The 15,688-nt window shown below is 63.0% G+C and carries 14 protein-coding genes; 7 read left to right on the top strand and 7 right to left on the bottom strand.

The genetic code is table 11. The features are described 5' to 3' along the window. Positions 1-83: 83 nt before the first annotated feature. From LD110_RS02990 to LD110_RS02980, 3 genes are all read right to left on the bottom strand, one after another. A complete protein-coding gene (locus LD110_RS02990; RefSeq protein ID WP_225496237.1) occupies positions 84-503 on the bottom strand; it encodes a hypothetical protein in 420 nt (139 codons plus the stop codon). 787 nt (positions 504-1,290) lie between these two features. Further along, on the bottom strand, positions 1,291-2,418 hold the full coding sequence (locus LD110_RS02985; protein WP_225496236.1) for an NAD(P)/FAD-dependent oxidoreductase: 1,128 nt from the start codon (positions 2,416-2,418) through the stop codon (positions 1,291-1,293). A gap of 170 nt (positions 2,419-2,588) precedes the next feature. Beyond that, positions 2,589-2,816 (bottom strand): hypothetical protein, encoded by a 228-nt coding sequence (locus tag LD110_RS02980; protein ID WP_225496235.1) that lies wholly within the window; start codon positions 2,814-2,816, stop codon positions 2,589-2,591. Between the two features lie 246 nt (positions 2,817-3,062). On the opposite strand from LD110_RS02980, the gene LD110_RS02975 reads away from it, so the two are divergent. Next, positions 3,063-3,554 (top strand): DUF1801 domain-containing protein, encoded by a 492-nt coding sequence (locus LD110_RS02975; RefSeq protein WP_225496234.1) that lies wholly within the window; start codon positions 3,063-3,065, stop codon positions 3,552-3,554. Between the two features lie 192 nt (positions 3,555-3,746). Further along, positions 3,747-4,589, top strand: coding sequence for an alpha/beta hydrolase (locus LD110_RS02970; protein ID WP_225496233.1), 843 nt, complete (start codon positions 3,747-3,749; stop codon positions 4,587-4,589). An 80-nt stretch (positions 4,590-4,669) separates the two neighbouring features. On the opposite strand, the gene LD110_RS02965 is transcribed toward LD110_RS02970, so the two are convergent. Further along, a complete protein-coding gene (locus LD110_RS02965) occupies positions 4,670-6,205 on the bottom strand; it encodes an APC family permease (protein WP_225496232.1) in 1,536 nt (511 codons plus the stop codon). Between the two features lie 880 nt (positions 6,206-7,085). Here LD110_RS02965 and LD110_RS02960 point away from each other — a divergent pair. The 4 genes from LD110_RS02960 (at position 7,086) to LD110_RS02945 (ending at position 11,358) form a co-directional block, all read left to right on the top strand. After that, complete coding sequence (locus tag LD110_RS02960; RefSeq protein WP_225496231.1) at positions 7,086-7,889, top strand: hypothetical protein; 804 nt, start codon at positions 7,086-7,088, stop codon at positions 7,887-7,889. A gap of 79 nt (positions 7,890-7,968) precedes the next feature. Continuing rightward, the gene (locus LD110_RS02955; RefSeq protein ID WP_225496229.1) at positions 7,969-9,336 is read left to right on the top strand and encodes an NAD(P)-binding domain-containing protein; all 1,368 of its coding nucleotides are present in this window, start codon (positions 7,969-7,971) and stop codon (positions 9,334-9,336) included. A 117-nt stretch (positions 9,337-9,453) separates the two neighbouring features. After that, positions 9,454-9,834, top strand: coding sequence for an ethanolamine utilization protein (locus LD110_RS02950; RefSeq protein ID WP_225496227.1), 381 nt, complete (start codon positions 9,454-9,456; stop codon positions 9,832-9,834). Positions 9,835-10,335: 501 nt separating this feature from the next. Then, the gene (locus LD110_RS02945; protein WP_225496225.1) at positions 10,336-11,358 is read left to right on the top strand and encodes a hypothetical protein; all 1,023 of its coding nucleotides are present in this window, start codon (positions 10,336-10,338) and stop codon (positions 11,356-11,358) included. Positions 11,359-11,988: 630 nt separating this feature from the next. Here LD110_RS02945 and LD110_RS02940 read toward each other — a convergent pair. Beyond that, positions 11,989-12,498 (bottom strand): isoprenylcysteine carboxylmethyltransferase family protein, encoded by a 510-nt coding sequence (locus tag LD110_RS02940; protein WP_225496223.1) that lies wholly within the window; start codon positions 12,496-12,498, stop codon positions 11,989-11,991. 391 nt (positions 12,499-12,889) lie between these two features. Between LD110_RS02940 and LD110_RS02935 the strand changes: the two genes are divergently transcribed. Then, entirely contained in the window at positions 12,890-13,939 is a 1,050-nt protein-coding gene (locus tag LD110_RS02935; RefSeq protein ID WP_225496221.1) for a triacylglycerol lipase, read from the top strand. A gap of 381 nt (positions 13,940-14,320) precedes the next feature. Here LD110_RS02935 and LD110_RS02930 read toward each other — a convergent pair whose 3' ends face one another. Then, the gene (locus LD110_RS02930; protein ID WP_225496219.1) at positions 14,321-14,740 is read right to left on the bottom strand and encodes a DoxX family protein; all 420 of its coding nucleotides are present in this window, start codon (positions 14,738-14,740) and stop codon (positions 14,321-14,323) included. A gap of 14 nt (positions 14,741-14,754) precedes the next feature. Next, positions 14,755-15,570 carry a universal stress protein gene (locus LD110_RS02925; RefSeq protein WP_225496217.1) on the bottom strand — a complete coding sequence of 272 codons (816 nt, stop codon included), beginning with the start codon at positions 15,568-15,570 and terminating at the stop codon, positions 14,755-14,757. Positions 15,571-15,688: the final 118 nt, after the last annotated feature.

Here is a 15,688-nt window from a genome sequence, read left to right as displayed (position 1 = left end):
CGTCGGCAGCGAATCGGGCCGCGAAACCGTGAAGGGTTGGGAACCCCATGCGTGGCCCCTTCGGCTTTCTGCGTACTACGTGTTCACTTCTGGTTTTCTACGCGGGTCAGGTGGGCCACGCAGGCTGCATAGCCTGTCATGACGGAGTCGAAGTTGAGTAGTTGTAGTCCGCCGTCGATGGCGGCCGCATCCCATCCGCCCTCGTCTTGGTCGACGGCGCAGAGGAGGGGTTCGCAGGTTCGTCCTGCCGTGGTGAGTGTTGCGATTCCCCAGGGGTGCCGGGCTGCCGTAGCGGTGATGCCGGCCGAGTCCAGGACGTCGCTCAGGACGTAGGCAGTCACGGTGCGCCAGGACTGTAGGAAAGGTGAGCGGAGCTGGTCGATGAGTTCATCGTCTTTGGCGTGGTACGCCTGGCACAGGGTGTTTGAAAGGTCATCCCATTCGGCGGCGGAACGGACCATCAGGTGGCCGGCCCGGATACGGACAGCGGTGTTATTGAACAATGTCTTGTTCCCCCTTGGCATTAGTGTTGCTGGCAGCGAGGTCTGTCCGCCGGTTTCTTTTTCTTGAGCGGCCGGCCCCTGTGGGCTCTGTCCCCGATATGGGCCGATCATTGTCGGAGCCGGGACGGTAAAGGGTTGCCCGGAGGGTAATCACGAAGTGACGAGAAGCGCCCTTTACCGTTCCGGTGGAGACACTAGAATGATGGGCTCGGGGCAGAGCACCTAGGTGGGACTTAGGTGCTGGAGATGGTGGGTATTCAGTTCAAGAACATGATGCCTTCGAGAACGAGATTGTCCAAGACCCTGTGTCTGGCGGGCAGCCGCACACAACCGGGGCACCGGCCCGCAGGAAGCTCGCCACCGTATGCCGGTGGATGTTGAGCAGCAGGACAATAATCCAGTTCCCGGCGATATCTGTCTCTTGAGCTTCTCCTTTGGCCTGCCAAGCTGTCCTGAAGCAGTGGTAGCAATAAGAATTCTCCCGACGGTTGCGAACGCAGGACGGCGGATCGACGACGAAGCGGCGGTCCGTCACTCATCAGCCAGGGGGTGGAGAGCGACAGGATCGCACGGATCTTCGCCACGCGGAACCCGGACAATCTCCCCCATTTGGCGAGTAGACCGGCTGGCGCGTTAGCCGCTCAGACCTCGAGGGTCCGCCGCGCCCGCACAACGCCCGGGGCGTGGGTGAGACGCGGGTCGGGCGTGCCTGCATGCTGGCCGCCCCGGCTCTGCTGCCCCGGTCCTGCGGCACTCGAGTGCCCGTCGCCCGAACATGCGAGGCGCGTCAGGCTCCGAACCAGCGGGCGCGTCGCACCGCGCCGTACTCTGCCTTCTCGTCGGCGTACGCCGGCGATGGCCCCAGGAGCGGCGCGGTGGGCCCGCCGTCAGCGTGGAAATCAACGTCGACGCGACCGACGTCACCGTGGCCGAACTCCAGGTAGCAGAGCCCGGTGCCCCCGGATGCAAGTCCGCCGGCGCCTCGGATGCTGCGAACGATGCCGTCCGCGACGACGTGGGCCGCGCTCTCGGCGAAGGTGCCGGCCTTCGGGATCCCGGTCTCGGCGCAGTCACCGATCGCGTACACTCCGGCGTATGGCGTCTGCAGTGTCACGGGGTCGACCGCGACCCAGCCGTCCTGCGTCAGGCCCGCCTCGACGAGCACGTCGGGCACCTTGTGGGTCGGGATGCCGATGAACAAGTCGTACGGCTCGTCGTGGTCCTTGAACTGCGCGACCCGCGCGTCGGGGTCGATCCCGTGGATCCGATGGCGTTTCGTGTACGCGATCCCACGCTCGGCCATCGCGCGTTCCAGCGCGGCCGACGCCTGCGGCGAGACCGGGATGGGCGACGGCTGCGGACTGACCATGTGAAGGTTGCTGCCCTTGCGGATGCCGCGGGCGACGAGCTGGTCGTGGAGTAGCAGGATCGCCTCGTATGGCGCGGGCGGGCACTTGAACGGGATGGAGAGCACGGCCAGCATCACCCGGCCGCCGCGGAACGCCGCTAGTTCGTCGCGCAGCCGCTCGGCGCCTGCGACCGTGTAGTACTCGAACCCTCCGTCGGCGAAGCCGGGTGTCGCGGCGATGTCGTAATCGGCACCGAGAGCGACGACGACGATGTCGGGATCGTAAACCGCAGCGTCGGTGACGACGTGCCGCGTCTCCGGGTCGATCGCGAGCACTCGCTCCTGGCGGAACTCCACGCTCGGCGTGCGGATCTCGCGGTACGGGATCCGTACCTGTTCCGCGTTCTGGTGCCCGAAGAGGACCTCCAGCTTGGAGAAGCCGAACACGAAGGCGTCGTGCTGGTCGAAGAGGGTGATGTCGACCTCGCCGGCAAGGCGCTCCGACAGAGTCCTCGCCAGTTCCAACCCTCCGAAGCCGGCGCCGAGGATCATGACGGTTGTTGTCATGCACCTCATCTTGCGCCTTGGACGGTCTGGCGTCCATGCCCGATGGATGATGCCCGTTGGACCATAGGAGACTCTGGGCGGGGAGGGCCTGGACCAGTAGACCCTGGACGCGTGGCTGGTCACCCACACCGAAGACAGCATCGCGCTCAGGTTCTTCCGCCTGCTCGTGCCTACACTGTTCTCCGCGGAGTCTCCGGAGCTTTCCCTTCTGATGCCTCTTCTACGTCAAGTCCGGCACCAGCCTTGAAGTATTGGCGGCGATCACAGGCGATGCCCAGGAGTAACGCGTGGTCGCCGGCACCCACCTCGTCTCCGAGAGCATGTCCGCCGCACTGGGTGACGCGGTCCGGTTCAACGCCGTTGTCCGGACCATCCGCCAGGATGAGACGGGCGTGCACGTCGAGTACGAAGGCGGCAGCCTGTGTTCTCTCCGTCCTCGGCGGCAGCCGGGGCGTCGGCGTCGGGTATCGGCCTGGGACGAATATCCATCCGCCCCTTCAGCACAGAGACCTTAGGCGTCGGGAACCCGTCGTCTATGAGCTCCTTCGCCATCCATCTCCCTTGCGTGGCCCTCTTGAACGCCGCGAACGCCTGCGGGCTGCATACAGCTCCTTTCTGGCGATGCACAAGGAATAATGCTGTCCATGACCAGCAGGGAGAACGGTGAAGGGGAGGCCCGGAACCCGGCTACCCCCATGGCGCATGTCGACGGCGCCACCACGCTGCCGGTAGCCATGACCGGCAGGGCGAGCCCGGCGAAAGCGGCGGTCGGTGACAAGCCGGTTTTCGCATATATAGCGAGTTTGCCGCAGCCGCAGCGTGGCATCGCCGAAGCGGTCGACGCGCTGGCGGCAAAAACGCTGCCCGGGCTTCGACGCTCCGTCAAGTGGGGCATGTCGTACTACGGCGTAGGTGACGGGTGGTGCTTCAGCTGCGGCGGTTTTGCCAGCCACGTCAAGCTCATGTTCATCAATGGTGCGGCGCTCGAGCCCCTACCGCCGGTGACACCGGTCGGGATGGGCAAGTCGACGCGCGGCGTGGAGCTCGAGTCCATTGATGACATCGACGAGGACCAAATCGCGGCGTGGATGAAACAAGTCACGTCCGTGCCGGGTGTCGGGGGTAAGAAACGTTGAGTCCCGGGGGAGAGCCGAGTCTGTCAGGACAGTGGCGGCTGCGTCGAGGGCGTCGTCAATGACTACGAGGTAGTTGTCCGCGCACACCCGCAGCATCGTTGTCACGCACGGCGGCGGCTGGGATACTCAGAGCACTGCCGCCCGCCGTGGGCGTACTTCCGGCCCCGCCCCGCAACGCGAAAGGGATCCGCCATGGCCGAGTTCACCGAACGCGAACTGCTCGAGATCGACAAAGCCAATGACTCCGGACTGCGTCCGGTGATGTTCGTCCACGGGCTCTGGCTGCTCTCCAGCAGCTGGGACCGCTGGAGAGCCCTCTTCGAGGACCAGGGTTATGCCACCCTCGCTCCCGGCTGGCCAGACGACCCGGAATCGATCGAGGCAGCTCAGCGGGATCCGGACGTCTTCGCCAAGAAGATGATTAATCAGGTCACGGAGCATTACTTGGCGGCAGCCGGCGCTCTCACTGCCAAGCCCGCGGTCATCGGACACTCTTTCGGTGGCCTGATTGCTCAGAAGGTCGCCGGGATGGGGGCGTCGGCGGTGACGGTGGCCATTGACCCGGCCCCGTTCCGGGGTGTGTTGCCGCTGCCGGTTTCCTCCCTGAAGTCTGCGTCGCCGGTGCTGGGGAATCCGGCCAATGCCTCGCGCGCGGTGTCGTTGACGTTCGAGCAGTTCAGCTATGGCTGGGCAAATGCCCTTCCGGTGGAGGAAGCCCGCGAACTGTATGAGACGTTCCATGTGCCCGCCTCCGGAGTGACGCTGTTCCAGGCCGCAACGGCGAACCTGAACCCGTTCACCGAGGCCAAGGTTGACACCAAGAACCCGGAGCGGGGACCCTTGCTGATCATTTCCGGGGAAAAGGACCACACTGTGCCGTGGTCCATTGCCCATGCATCCTTCAAGCGGCAGAACCGGAACCCGGGACTGACCGAGATCAAGGAAATACCCGGGCGAGGCCATTCACTGACCATCGACCATGGCTGGCGCGAGGTCGCGGACACGGCGCTCGAATTCATTAGTCGGAACAGCTGACGCGCTCAGCAGCCAGGTCCATGTTTGGTTGCGGACCTGGCTGCTGATCTATTGAGTGGGCCTGTCCCGGTGAACTGCCTTTAGGCGCCTGTATCTTCCGGGACGAGGGAAAATGTCGCGGAGCCGGGGGTGGGAATGGCATCGGCTGCCGGCGCGTGTCCGCGGAGGTGGGGTTTCTTCCACCCCATGTAGAGCAGGCCGGCTCCGACCACCAGCGCGGAAGTCAGCAATGTCAGCCAGTTCTCCCACCATGGCCCGTCCGGAGTGCGCGGCCATGCCATATTGATCATGCCGGTTACACCCCAGGCGAGTGCCAACATGTTTACAGGCGCCCCCCATTTGCCTAGCTTGAACTGTCCGCCGGGCTTCCAGCCTTTGAGTCGTGCTCGAAGGGACGCAAGGACGACCATTTGGAATGCGAGGTAGATTCCCATCGTCGCGAAGGACATGATGGCCATCAGTCCCTCTTCAGAGAACTTTGACAGGAGGACGATTAGGGCAGGTGCGACCCCGGCCAGGAGCAGCGCGAACGGCGGCACTCTGCGGCTCTTGCTGAACCTCGTCCATAGATCACTCAGCGGCAGCATCCGGTCGCGGCCCATGGCATAGGTTAGGCGGCTCGTCGCCGCCTGGAAGCTTAGCAGGCAAGAGACGAAGGAGATCATAACGACGGCGAGGACCACTTTGACTCCGACTGCTCCGAACGCGGATGCGAGGGCAGAGTGGACCGGATCTGGGTCCGCTCCGGAGATGACGGCGCCGAAGTCCGGAACGGCAAGCAGGAGCGAGAGGCATACGAACATGGAGGCGGCTCCTCCGATGTAGATGGTCACCCGCATGGCCTTCGGAATGGTTGTCCCGGGATTTTTGACCTCCTCCGCTACATCGCCACATGCCTCGAAGCCGTAATACTGGAAAATTCCGATCAGACCGGCTGCCGCAAAGGCTGCGAAGTACCCATCGCCTCCGCCTGCACCGAATGTCTGGAAAATCACCGAGATGTCTTGGTTTCGGGAGGCGGTCAGCAGCCAGCTGCCGACGAGGATCGCCCCGCCGAGCTCGGCGATCAGACCTATCATCGCCACGGTATTGAGGATCTTGGTCCCACAGAGGTTCAACGTGGTGGAGATGGCGATGAGGATGATTGCCGCTGCGATGGTTGTGTCTACGCCGGGTTCGAATCCGAAGAGGTCTGCCACGTAAGGTCCGGCCCCGTAGCCCACTGTGGCGATGCTCGTCAGTAGGGCGAACAGATAGATCCATCCGCTCATCCAGCCCCACTTGCGGCCCCAGAGGCGTCGTGACCATGGGTAGATTCCACCGGCGACGGGGTAGCTCGAGACCACCTCGCTAAAGACCTGGGCTACGAGGAACTGGCCGACCCCCACGATAAGAAGGGACCAGATCATGGGTGGTCCACCGATGCCGAGGGAACTGGCGAACAGCGTGTAGATGCCGACTACTGGTGACAGGTAGGTGAAGCCGAGGGACACATTGCCCCAGAACGTTACATCGCGCTCGAATTTCGTTTCGTAGGAGTAGCCTAGCTCGCTGAGATGTTCGGCGTCCCCATCCGGCTCTGGCGCTTGGTGGCGAGGGGTTGTGATCGTAGTCATTACACTCCTTGGATCAAGGCAACTATGGGTTGAAAAGCAGGTTGAGAGGTGTAAGGGCGGCGTTTTCGTCCGCGAATTTCTCATGTCGTGACCGGAAGTCCGAGTAAATGTGGCCTCCACGGCGCACCCCAAATGTGGAGTGAGTACTTCTGGGTACTGGGCCGGTTTCTCCCGATACGCACCGGGTTTGGCTCTATGACTGCATCGCGGCCAGTTGCATGAGTTGCTCGATGTGATTTCAGAGGACAACTGATATGAAACTATTGTGAATGACAGTAAACTTGCGATGGGTTTCAGGGTTGTAAATTTCACGTTGCCTTCCCCGTCACAGAGTCTGTGGTTCCCGCGTGTACTTGCAATGGCTGGCCGGAAACCTGGAAGGAACCGTGCACGGTTCTTCGGGTTGTGCCGCAGAGAGCCGGGAATTCTTCGGTCAGGGGTGGCGGAGGCTGTGCAACTTGATGGCAGACGTGAATGTGTCGTCCTGGTTCCCGGGTGCGTCGAAAGCGGATCCATCCCGGTTCGGGGGCTGCTTCGCCCCTGAAGTCTCTTTCGTCTTCGCGGGCGTCGTCGATCAAGAAAAGGCCGGGGCCTCCTTGGGTGAGGACTTCGGATGCACGGTTCGGCGCCGGGGCGAAAGTGCGATGGTCGGCGGGGCGGCACTGATGAGGACTTAGGACCTCGGAGTGAAACAGAGACTTAACCTGGGTGAAATCCACGAAGGTCCACTGTCGGTAATCATGGTTTCACGACGCTAAACCACAGCGAAAGAAATTCAAGACTTTGTGCCGGGCATTCGATCCGGCTCAAACCCTCGGCCCACCCAGCTTCCCCTGGCACCGCTGTGCCGCAAGGGTGAAACCCCAAAGGAGCCCATTCAATGCATGTTGCAACCGACGTCAAGGCGCACCTTTTCGATGTGTCATTCGATGGCACTCGTGGAAGTCCCCGAGACGTCATGCCAGACTGGTCAAGGCACGACCGTTTCGGCATCGTTGTCCGGGAACCGTTCGGCGCCCTCGGGGCGAGCCTGCTCATTCAACTGGCCGCGCTGAACTTTTATGAGGCCCGGCCGGACCGGCGCAGCGAAAACGCGCAGTACCCACAGACTTACCTCTTCCACGTCGGCGGCGCCTTTGGCGACCACAGTAGTTTTGACGTTTGGCCCGCACGGCACGAGGTTGCTGTCGCCGATGACCCGGGCGCCCTGCTCGGCGAAATCAACGACAGGGGCATCACACGGCTGGCCGTGCCCATGGGCCCCGCCCGGTCCCTGGACTACATCGACGCCGGCCCAAGCGGCTGGACCGACAGGTCTGCCGCATTGGACCGTATAAGCAGTGTCCTCGTGTATTCGCCGGATGGTCAGGTTCCCTGCCACGACGTGACAATGACAGCAGCCGACCCCCAGCTGGAGCTCATGGCCAGCTGGACCCTGAGGGCCGAAGAGACCAAGCGCCACTTCGATCACCTCACTGACCAGGAACTCGTCGAGATGGAAATCGGACCAAGCACCGCAGCAGACCTGAGGGCTTGGACGGCTGCCTTCGGCCAGAGGATCAACGAAATCCCGCAAGCTCAGCGCAAAGCCATCGCCCTGCGCAGACGCCAGGGAATGCCAGGCCTCGTTCGCACGGAAACATTCCGACGAGTTTCCGTGGACGAAGGCCTCGCACTCCTCTAGGCGCCGCATGACCCTTTCTCGCCCGTACGGACATTTTGCCGCTTCGGACGTTCCGCCTTTACAGAACGGAGTTTTCAGTATGACCAGCAAGAAAATGCGAGTAGGCATTATCGGTGCCGGGCCCAGTGGAATGGCGCAGCTGCGGGCCTTCGAGTCCGCCAGGAGGAAGGGTACCGAAATCCCCGAGATCACCTGCTTCGAAAAGCAGTCGGACTGGGGTGGCCAATGGAACTATAGCTGGCGAACCGGCCTGGACGGTCACGGCGAGCCTGTCCACAGCAGCATGTATCGCCACCTTTGGTCGAACGGCCCCAAGGAGTGCCTGGAATTCTCCGACTACTCCTTTGACGAGCACTTCGGACGGTCCATCTCGTCCTACCCGCCGCGCGCCGCACTGTTCGACTACATCGAAGGAAGGGCCGTCAAGAGCGACGTCCGGAAGTACATCCAGTTCAGCACAATAGCCCGCTGGGTCGATTACGACGACGTGGCGCGCGAATTCACGGTGCTGGTCGAGGACCTGGTGACCAAGCAGACCCGCAAACATGTCTTCGACAGGCTCGTCGTGTCCACCGGCCACTTCTCAACGCCAAATGTGCCCGAATTCGAAGGAATCCAGACATTCCCGGGACCAGTTCTGCACGCCCACGACTTCCGCGGAGCGGAGCAATTCGCAGGGAAGAACGTGCTCCTGGTGGGTAGCAGCTACTCCGCCGAGGACATCGGCATGCAGGCGTACAAGATGGGCGCCGCCTCGGTGACCATCAGCTACCGGACTGGACCGATGGGATTCAGGTGGCCCGAAGGCGCGCGGGAAGTCCCGACCATTGAGCGTATCGACGGGCAGCAGGTGCACTTCGTCGACGGCACATCCGGCCGGTTCGATGCCCTCATCCTCTGCACAGGCTACCGCCACAAATTCCCCTTCCTTCCCGGGAGTCTCGCCCTAAGCACCCCCAACGTTCTGTACCCGGCAAATCTCTATAAGGGAATCGTCTGGCAGGGCAACAAAGACCTCTTCTACATCGGCATGCAGGACCAGTACTACACCTTCAACATGTTTGACGCCCAGGCCTGGCTGGCCCGCGACTACATCATGGGACGGCACAACATTCCGGACGACCGAGAGCGGCAAGAGGACATTCAGCTCTGGCTCCAGAAACAGGAAGCCCTGCAGAGCCACGAGGACGAGGTCGACTTCCAGACCGACTACGTAAAGGACCTCATTAGCCGCACGGACTATCCTCCGTTCGACCTTGACGCGGTTGCAGTCTTGTTCAAGAAGTGGCTGCACGACAAGGAAGAGAACATCCTGGGCTACCGCGACAACATCCACACCTCAGTCATCACAGGGACGACCGCTTCACCGCACCACACCCCGTGGCTCGACGCCATGGACGACAGCATCGAGGCTTATCTGTCCGCACCGGTTAACTCCCAAGCCTGAGCAAATTTACCGGGTTGGGCCGAATTGCAGACCATGGGAATCAGCCCCCCGAAACCCATAACAATTGAATTTCCGTAAGCCCCATTTGACTGTAGCGAATTCGAAAAGGAGAACGTCATGGATACGACTTTGAGCGGCACGATGTCCAAGGGTGGTTCCATCCACAAGGTGGAGAACGGCTTCCTGGACCTCCCCAAAATGGACGAAGAAGGATGCGAGGCCTTCATCGCGGACTCCTACGCGAACCCTGAAGGCTCCGCGATGTGCGCTGGGTTCTTCGAACTGAAGGCCTCTGAGCCCCTCGTCTACGAATACACCTACGACGAGATGAAGCTGGTTGTCCAGGGCGAATTCATTCTCACCGACATGGCCACCGGCGCCGTCATGCACGCCAAGGAACGCGACGTCCTGTTCTTCCCGAAGGGGACAACCGTGAAGTTCGAGACACCTGACTACGCCTTGGGCTTCTTCACCGGTGACCGCACCTTCGCCCCGTAAGGCATGATCCTGGACCATTCCAGCGTGCCGGTGCCGGGGGCAGCTCCCCCGGCACCGGCACATCACCCGCGCAGGCGCTCTGGTGACCGGTCGTGAGAGTTTCCGTCCCTGAAGCCATGAGAGCGGTGAAGGGAGGTGAACCGCCGTGAGTGAAATCAAGTCGACTAGTCATGCAATCTAATCCGTAAAAAAGGGGTTGGCCGGAATGCTGCTGCGGACGGCATTCGATGAAGGAAACAGAGCGACTACCGCACCCTTTCAAAACGGGAGCTGCAGTCTCTCTGTGTTGGAAATATGTTCAAAATCTCTTATGAAGGCACTGTTGACAGTGTTAACAGAATTGGAGTTTGGCTGTCCGCCGCCGATGACACTCCGCAGGTAATGCGTTCAAAGCACGGCCACGCACGCCCGTGCCGGTTGTACGGCACCGGCGGCTTCCGGTCCGGAGGACCTCCGAGGACGCGCGAAAGGTCTAGTCTCGGACGTATGGGCAGCGATCCCGTGCCGGGGAAGAGATTCCCGTACGCTCCGTCTTACGATGTGCACCGCCGCGTCGTGGACACGTACGTCCGCGACCTGCCCAGCGGCAACAGCCTGCTGGACGCCCTCGCGAAACGTACCAGCCGCGGGGGGCGCAAGGCCGAGTTCGAGTTCACGTCCACTCCGTACAGCTTCTGCGAGGTCCTCTGCGTGGCGTCCCCGGAGACCGCCGTGGCCTTGCTCGATGCGGGGATCAGCACGGCGGACGAGGCTGTGGCGTTCCTGGAAGAGCAAGGGCTCGACGACCTTGTCGAGGACAACTACGATGTCGCGGAGGCGGCGCTCCGCTGGGCGGCGATGCCTTCGGAGGTGCTCGACCGTTTCCAGCATTCCCCGCTGTCCTTCTACGACGACCCGGATGGCTTCGAGGAGAAGTTGGGGGAGGACCTGCTTGGCAAGCTCCGGCGGAACCGGACGGTCTGGGCCGCCGTGCAGGAGCGCAGGATCGATCTGCGGGACATCCTGCAGATCGGCATTTCGCGGTTCCTGGACGCCGAGGACGACGAGGGTACCCTCGGTGGGCTGCTGGCCAGCCTGAGGTCGGGTGCAGATCAGCCGGTCAGGGCCGAGGACATCAGCGGCTGGATCGAGCGGTTCGAGATCGGTATGGCAACCCCAAACGTGGTTAAGACCGGCGTCTACCGGCTCGCCGCACGGCACGGCGGCGACTTCGCCGCGCTGATCCAACGGGATTCACGCACCATGAGGCTTGTGGGCGGCCTCTCGCGTGCCGCCCACAGCGAGAGACGTAGTCTCGACTTCGAGCGGCGCCTAATCCTATTCGGGGTGGCGGTCCTGGACGGGGCCTCGCGGGCGGTAGGGCCGTCAGCTTTGCCGGACGAGCGCGACCTGATGAGGCTGGTCGACGCGGAGATCACCGCCCCACAGGCAGCCGAGGGGTACGTGAGGGGGATGAGCGCGGCCCAGATGATAGCGGTGCACCGGGACGACATCGTCCCCGGCGTCTCAGACGGCTGGATCTGACGCCCCGCACCGCACGCCAAGCGGCCCGAGCGCCGTGCGCTGTGCGAGACAGGGGCGCAGCGCCCGGGAGAGACAGGCATCGACCGGGAATGGAGAAACGGGGGCATAGCCTGGCCGGAGAGGCAATAGCGGCGTCCAGTGAGGCGGAAAAGCAGGCAGGTTGTGACGGCGGAACCCTTGTCGTCGTCGCGAGGTCCCGGCGCGGGAACCTCGCAGGCCGCGGGAGCGAATCCCTGCGGTGGTACCGCACAGGCTTCGGCTGGGCACAACTCGAACGATCCCAAGGGGAGAGAATCGCCGTTTCCACCTTGGGGACTTCGTTCTTCAACGGGCGTCACCCGGGGTGGTTCAAACGTCATCTCGGCAGAAATGCGTCACGTGAGGTCACAGCGGAATCGTTTCTTAACCACGGAGGTGCCCGTCACGAAAAGGAAACAGAGGACACGACTCGACGCCGGTCATTGGACTGGGGCGTCGTGCGATGAATTTGGAGCGACGAGCAAAATTTTCTTGGGGTGGCCTGCGCTTGATGCCCTGGTTGCGCGGAGGACTCGCCTTCCCTTGCTGGCGCTCAGCCACGTGGCGGAACGGTCCTAGCGTGACCGATTCCGTGTGTGCCGTGCACTGCCGTCACGCTCGCCACGGCGTTAGTCGTGGCCACCACCCCGGGACGTTGTGCCGGTACTCGAGGTACTGCTCGCCGTAGGTGCGGGTCAGGGTCGGCTCCTCGTAGCCCTTCACGAAGGCGACGAACGCGGCTAGGACGATCACGGCGTAGAACACGAGCCACCAGCTGCCGAACAGCAGTGTCTGGCCGAGGATGATCGTGAGCACCGCGAGGTATATAGGATTGCGCACGAATCGGTAGGCTCCCGTCACGACGAGCGTCTCGGTCGGAGCGACCGGAGCCGGCGTACCACCGTGCATAGCGAACAGTGCGAAGGCGTGCAGGAGGAAAGCCGCCCCGGTAGCGATCGCGACCCAGGCGACCGGCACGACGACCCAGGCCGCACCGCCCCAGTCGTACCATCGCCAGCCGGAGATGAGCCACGGCATGAGGCCCGCGACGCTGCCGGGCGCGAGAAAGAGGAAGACGATCGTCCCGATCCACGCGCGCACGGGCGAGGCTGGCTGGGTCATGGGCGTCAGGTTAGCGTGATTCTTCCGACCACGCGAGGGCCACGTGAGCCGCCTATGAGGTTAGCCCTGCCATGCTGGTCATGCGAGTTCCTCCGCACGGTGGGCGCCGGCGCGGACGCGGTCAAGGGGGAGCCGCCGGGGCGGGACATCAAGGCACGATCTCCTTTGCCTCAGCAGATGGCCCTTCCCGAATCCAGCGCTGGTCTCACTGTAGTTGGCCCAAATCCCGCCACGATTCGAAATGCATGCCACGCAGTGGATGCCACCTGGGATTGTGATGACTCGTAACGAATCGTGTGTGACAAGCCGTGGAGATCGCGCCTCTGTCATGATCCATTTGCCCGAGGGGAGCAGAGCCTTCATGGCATGGACCAACAGAAATGGGCTAGATATGAAAGAACCACGTTCAATAGCGATCCGAAAACGAGCCCGCGGTGCGGTCGTCGCGGCAGCCACCGCGGCGACCCTGGCCCTTGCGCCGGTTACGGCCGCGTTCGCCGACCCGGGCGAACCGGTGTACGCCTCTGTCGACCAGCCCGGGCCCGCGCTCTCCGTGCCGCAGAACCTCCTGGCGGGCAGCCTCGAGTGCACCGCGAATGTCAGCAATGCGAGCCGCGACGTGGTGCTGCTGATCCCCGGAACCACGCTGACGCCGGATGCGAATTTCGACGGGAACTGGTTTCAGGCCCTGGACGCACTGAACTGGCCCTACTGCTCCGTGAGTCTGCCCGAAGACGCGATGAATGACATCCAGGTCACGGCCGAGTACATCGTCAATGCGATCCGCCAGATTCGAGAAACCAGCGGCCGCAAGGTAGACCTGCTGGGGTTCAGCCAAGGCGGTCTGGCTCCCCGGTTTGCACTGCGGTTCTGGCCCGACGCACGGGCAATGGTCGATGACTACGTGGCTCTGGGTGCAACCAACCACGGCAGCCTGACCGTGGACGGCATGTGCGCTGCCGGATGCGCGCCGGCACTGCAGCAGCAGCGTTACAACTCTGCCTTCACCCAGGCGACCAACTCGCACCAGGAGACCTTCGCGGGCATTTCCTACACCGACATCTACTCTCACACCGACCAGTTCGTCACCCCCAACCTGAACGAGTCCGGGACCACGTCTCTGCACGGCGGCGGAGGCAGCATCACCAACGTCGCCCTCCAGGATGTCTGCCCGCTCAACGCGGCCGACCACCTGGCCACCGGCACGTATGACCCGGTCGCCTACGCCCTGGCCGTCGACGCTCTTAGCCACGACGGTCCGGCAGACCCCGCGAGGGTGCCGGCCTCCACCTGCACGAAACTGCTCATGCCCGGCGTCAGTCCAATGACCTTCCCAGGCAAATACGTGAACCTCTGGAACACCGTCCTCGCCCAGCTCGTCGCGTACCCGCACGTTGGGTCCGAACCGACCCTCAAGCCCTACGTTTACGCACAGCCATGAACCCGGCAGGACACGGTTGGCCCCCGCACGGATTCGCTGCGGGGCCATCAGCCTCCTGTTGCTGGCTGCAGCCTATCGACACCCTGCCGGCCCCCTCAGTCCGCGATCGGCGTCACGAGGCTGAACATGCCCGTCATGTCGCCGGGCGTGAAGCGGTCCCGCAAACGAGCACAAAGCTAAAGTCTTAGGAATCAAGGGGCTTTTTGAAGAAGGCCGTGGCGTCCTCATACGTCAGGGCACGATAGAAATCGTCTGCCTGCCGGCTCGTCAGAGAGACATAGGCCGCTCCTTGCGTCTGCGCCCACGATTCCGACTTATTCATCAAGACCTGCCCTACGCCTTGCCACCGGCGCCGCCCTGTTCGCCGGTCTCCGAGTCCCATCAGCGGAAGTTGAACAGTGGCCCGGTAATGGCGGGGTTAAGGTCGCTGCCCAGCGCAGCGAATGCGGCGAACACCACCAGCGCTGCTCCGGCCAACGCCAGGTCTTTGAAGAACTGCACCTTCTCCATCGCCCGCTTCCGGGCATCGCTTTCCGTCCAGAAGGCATGCATCAGGATCGGCACGGGCACGAGAAACACGAACAGGATCAGCGCACCAAGGTCAGGCCAGAGCCCCAGGGCGACCATGAGCGCCCCGACGGCAATTTGCACGCCAGTGAACGGCACCCAGAATCCGGCCGCGCGAACGCCTTTGCCTGCCGCATATCCGGCCATCATTTTCCACTTCGTGAAGTGACCATAGGCGGACACCAGGAACAGCACCGAAAACAGGACCCGGCCAATGAGGATGAGAATGCCCATTCGTGGACCTCCAATCACCTTGCAATCATCACGTTGCACGGCGCGCGCGTCAGAACGGTGGCTGCAGTGCCCGGGTGGCCTTCGCGGCCGTGCGCTCCCAGCACAAGCAGTTCAGCCTCTTCCCCCGCTTCCACCAGCGCATCCGCCACAGACTCATCCGAGATGAGGTCCTCGGTGGCGGCAAGATCAGGGTCAAACTCCCGCACGGTGAGCATGGCATTACGCAGCACGTCCGCGCCGTGGAACTTCGACGGCACGTGACGTCCCCGTAACGGCTTCGGCGGGTCAACGTGAACGATCCGTAGCTTCCCCTGAAGAGCGCGTGCCATCTGCACCGGCTGCTCCAATACCTTGCTGCTCCTTAGGCGTCCGTCGACGCAGGCGACCACCGGCTTGCCCTCCGAGCGCCGTGCCCTGACCACCACGATGGGACAGGGGCAGGACCCGGCCAGCTCGGCCGAAACGGAGCCGAGCAGTTTTCCAAGGAAGCCCCCCAGTCCGCGGTTACCGACCACGAGCAGGTCAGCGTCAATGGCTTCCCTGCGCAGGACCTCCGGGGGCAGCCCAGCAATCATGCGTGGATGTATCTCCAAGTCCGGCGCGATCTCGCGGGCAAGACCGGCGCCTTCGGAGAGAATCATCTCTGCGGCATGACGCAGGCCGCTGCCCTCCACACCCTTCACCGGTCCCAGATCCTGCGTGAACAGGGGCCAAATCCACGCATGCACGATGCGTAGCGCGGCACCTGATGCCGCGGCATATTCCGCAGCCCAATGCAACGCCAACTTGGACGGATCCGAGCCATCGTATCCGATGGCCACCGTGACCATCTCGGACGTCTCCTTTCTCAGCCTCGGCCTATAGAATCAACGGCCGGCGGCCCCCGAATCTTCCGCCGCGCCTGTCACGCTCGACATTCCGGCCGCACTCCCGCCGATCCTGCCAGGC

The organism is Arthrobacter sp. M4 (genome assembly GCF_020251205.1).
GTDB lineage: Bacteria > Actinomycetota > Actinomycetes > Actinomycetales > Micrococcaceae > Arthrobacter.
Note: the sequence above shows the minus strand (reverse complement) of the source record. Positions and strands in the feature narration are given on the sequence as shown.